General features: G+C 71.6%; 3 protein-coding genes. 2 read left to right on the top strand and 1 reads right to left on the bottom strand.

Features of this window, described 5'->3' with window-relative positions:
• The coding region (locus FUT87_RS13010; RefSeq protein WP_186830514.1) for a sensor histidine kinase at positions 1–509 on the top strand (509 nt) is incomplete at its 5' end.
• Between the two features lie 56 nt (positions 510–565).
• Positions 566–1,393 (top strand): LytTR family DNA-binding domain-containing protein, encoded by an 828-nt coding sequence (locus tag FUT87_RS13015; RefSeq protein ID WP_147241290.1) that lies wholly within the window; start codon positions 566–568, stop codon positions 1,391–1,393.
• Positions 1,394–1,401: 8 nt separating this feature from the next.
• Here FUT87_RS13015 and ppc read toward each other — a convergent pair.
• Positions 1,402–4,124: phosphoenolpyruvate carboxylase (gene ppc, locus FUT87_RS13020; RefSeq protein WP_255511807.1), on the bottom strand; the 2,723-nt coding region annotated here is incomplete at its 5' end.

Consider the following 4,124-nt stretch of genomic DNA (forward strand, 5'->3'; position numbering starts at 1 on the left):
CGGCGATCGCGCTGGTGCGCGTCGATCCCAACCGCGCCGAGGAGGTGCTGGAGGACCTGGCCGAGCTGTTCCGCGTCGCGCTGGCGGACGCCGGCCCGACGGCCGAGGGCGTGCGCCTGGACCAGGAGGTCGAGCTGGCGCGGCGCTACCTCGCGATCGAGCAGCTGCGTTTCGGTGATCGCCTGCGCGTGCGCTGGCAGCTCGATCCGCATGCGGCCGACGCGCGCGTGCCGCCGCTGCTGCTGCAGCCGCTGGTGGAGAACGCGGTGCGCCACGGCATCGAGCCCAACGACCTGGGCGGCGACGTCGACATCGTGACCCGCGCCCGCGGTGGCGAGGTCGAGATCCGCGTCGTCAACACCGTCGGGCTGCCCTCGCGCGCCCAGGGGCATGGCCTGGCGCTGCGCAACGTGCGGCAGCGGCTGCGCCTGATGCACGACGTGGCGGCGCGGCTGGAGGCCGGGCCGGGCGAGGGCCGCTTCGTCGTGCGCATCGTGATGCCGCGCTGAAGCGATCACACGACCGGAGCTGAACCGGAACGGGAACGAGGACAGGGAAGGAAGACATGCTGACGCATCCGCCGCTGAGGGTCTTGATCGTCGATGACGAGCCGCTGGCGCGGCTGCGGCTGCGGGGCCTGGTCGAGGCCAACGAGGAGCCGCGCGCCGAGGTCGCCGCCGAGGCCGGCAGCGGCGAGCAGGCGCTGGCCTGGCTCAAGGACCATGCCTGCGACCTGATCCTGCTCGACGTGCAGATGCCGGGCCTGGACGGCCTGGGCCTGGCGCAGGCGCTGCGCGGCCGGCCATTCGCGCCGGCGATCGTGTTCGTGACGGCCCATGCGCAGCACGCGCTGCAGGCCTTCGAGCTGGAGGCGCTGGACTACCTGACCAAACCGGTGCGGCGCGAGCGGCTGCAGGCCAGCCTCGCGCGGGCGGCGCAGCGCCTGGACGAACGCGCGGCCGCGAAGGCGCGCGAGGCGGGCGCGCCGCACGGCCCGGGCGCGACGCCGGCCGCCGAGGCGCCCGTCATCAACATCACCGAACGCGGCCGCCTGCTGCGGGTGCCGCTGGCCGAGGTCCTCTACTTCAAGGCCGAGCTCAAGTACCTGACGCTGCGCACCGCCACGCAGAGCCATGTGATGGACGGGTCCCTGAGCGAGCTGGAGCAGCGCCTGGGCGACCGCTTCCTGCGCGTGCACCGCAATGCGCTGGTCGCGAAGGCGGCGGTCCGCGAGCTCGAGCGCCACGTGCCCACCGACGGGCCGGCGGATGGCGACGGCGACAACGGCGGCGAACTCGGCTGGGCGGTGCGCATCGCCCACGTCAACGAATGGCTGGCCGTGTCGCGCCGCCAGGTCGCCGCGGTGCGGGAGGCGCTCGCCGGCCAGCGCTGAGGCGATCCTCAGCCGGTGTTGCGCAGCCCCGCCGCGATGCCGTTGATCGACAGGTGGATGCCGCGCTGCACGCGTTCCAGCCGCGGGTCCTCGGCGCGCTTCTCGGCCGGGATGGCGCGGTAGCGGCGCATCAGCTCGACCTGCAGGTGGTTCAGCGGATCGATGTAGGGGAAGCGGTGCTCAATGGAGCGCGCCAGCGCCGGGTTGGCCGCGAGCCGGTCGTTCTCGCCGGTGATCAGCGCCAGCGCCGCCTCGGTGCGGGCGAACTCGGTCTCGATCGCGCCGAAGATCTTCTTGCCCAGGCGCTTGTCCTCCACCAGCTCCAGGTAGCGGCGGGCGATGTCCAGGTCGGCCTTGGCCAGCACCATGTCCAGGTTGGACAGCAGGGTGCGGAAGAAGGGCCACTGCTTGTACATGCGCTTGAGCAGCGCGAGCTTCTCGTCGCGGCCCGCCTTGTCCTTGCCCAGGAACTCCTGGATGCCCGAGCCGAAGCCGCACCATCCCGGCAGCGTGATGCGCGACTGGCCCCAGCTGAAGCCCCAGGGAATGGCGCGCAGGTCCTCGATCGCGCGGGTCGCCTTGCGCGACGCCGGCCGCGAGCCGATGTTGAGTTCGGCGATCTCGCGGATCGGGGTCGTCGCGAAGAAGAAGTCGGCAAAGCCCGGCGTGTCGTAGACCAGGCCGCGGTAGGCCGCGAAGCTGCTGTCGGACAGCGCCTGCGCCGCGTCCATGAAGGCCTTGGGCGCCGGCTTGGTCGGATGCAGCAGCGTGGCCTCCAGCGTGGCGGCGACCAGCGTCTCCAGGTTGCGCCGGCCGATTTCCGGATTGGCGTACTTGGAGTTGATGACCTCGCCTTGCTCGGTCAGGCGGATCTGGCCGTTCACCGTGCCGGGCGGCTGGGCCAGGATGGCCTGGTAGCTCGGGCCGCCGCCGCGACCCACCGTGCCGCCGCGGCCATGGAACAGGCGCAGCGTCAGCGGCCCCTGGGCGCGCAGCTCGTCGAACAGCTGCACCAGCGCGATCTCGGCGCGGTACAGCTCCCAGCTGCTGGTGAAGACGCCGCCATCCTTGTTGGAGTCGGAGTAGCCCAGCATGATGTCCTGCTCGCCGCCGGAGCGGCGCACCAGCGCCGCCATGCCGGGCAGCTCGTAGAAGCCGCGCATGATGCCGGGCGCGTTGCGCAGGTCGGCGATGGTCTCGAACAGCGGCACGACGATCAGGTCGCTGACCGCCTCGCCATCCAGCGTGCCGCGCAGCAGCCCGACTTCCTTGAGCAGCAGCTGCACCTCGAGCAGGTCGCTGACGTCCTCGGTGTGCGAAATGATGTAGTGGCGCAGGGCCTCGCGGCCGAAGCGCTTGAGCGACTCGCGCGCCGTCTCGAAGATCGCCAGCTCGCCCAGGGTGCGCTCGCTGTAGTCGGCGCCCAGCACGCGCAGCGGGCGCGTCTGGTTGAGCAGGTCCACCAGCAGCGCGCGGCGCTCCATCTCGCCCAGCGCCGAATAGTCCTCGCAGACGCGCGCGGTCTTGAGCAGCTCGACGACGGTGAGCTCATGCTGGTCGCTGCTCTGGCGCAGGTCCAGGGTGGCCAGGTGGAAGCCGAAGACCTGCACCGCCCGCATCAGCGGCTTGAGCCGCGGCGCGATCAGCGCATGGGCATGGTGGCTTTCCAGCGAGGACTGGATCACGCGCAGGTCCGCCAGCAGGTCCTCGGGTGTCAGGTACGGGTCCTGCGGCGCGACCGCGTGGCGCAGCGCCTCGGTGCCGGTCAAGGCCTGCAGCGTCGCGGCCAGCCGCGCATACATGCCGGTCAGCGCGCGCCGGTAGGGCTCGTCCATGCGGTGCTCGTTCTGGTCGGGGCTGCGCTCGGCCAGCGCCTGCATCGCCGGCGTCACGCCCGCCAGCCGCAGCGAGATCGACAGCTCCGCGCCCAGCTCGTGCAGCTCGGTCAGGTAGTGGCGCAGCGCCAGCTCGCTCTGGCGGCGCAGCGCCAGCCGCATGGTCTCGGCGGTGACATTGGGATTGCCGTCGCGATCGCCGCCGATCCACTGGCCCATGCGCAGGAAGGGCGCCACGTCCTCGCCGGGCAGCGCCTCCTCGAGCTCGGTGTAGAGCTTGGGGATCTCGCGCAGGAAGGTTGCGTGGTAGTAGCTCAGCGCGTTCTCGATCTCGTCGGCGACGGTCAGCTTCGAGTAGCGCAGCATGCGCGTCTGCCACAGCTGCGTGACGCGGGCACGGATCAGGTGCTCGTTGGCGGCCTTCTCGCGCTCGGTGTGCAGCCGGTCGCGGGCGCCGACCAGCTCGGCGATCGCCCGCTCGGCGTCCAGGATGCTCTTGCGCTGCACCTCGGTCGGATGGGCCGTCAGCACCGGCGACACGAAGCCGTTCTCCAGCGTCCTGGCCACTTCGGCCGGCCGCACGCCGGCGTCGAAGAGCCGCTCCAGCGCATAGGCGAGCGAGCCGGGCTGCAGCGAGCCGTCGCGGTCGTGCACCTCGCGGCGACGCACGTGGTGGCGGTCCTCGGCGATGTTGGCCAGGTGGGAGAAGTAGCTGAAGGCGCGGATCACGCTGACCGTCTGCTCGCCCGAGAGGCTCTTGAGCAGCTTGTCCATCTGCTTGCCGGCCTGCGCATCCCGCTTCAGGCGGAAGGCCACCGACAGCTGCCGCACGCGCTCCACCAGTTCGTAGGCCTCGCGGCCCTCCTGCTCCCGGATCACCTCGCCCAGGATGCGGC

The sequence above is a fragment of the Mitsuaria sp. TWR114 genome (assembly GCF_007997345.1).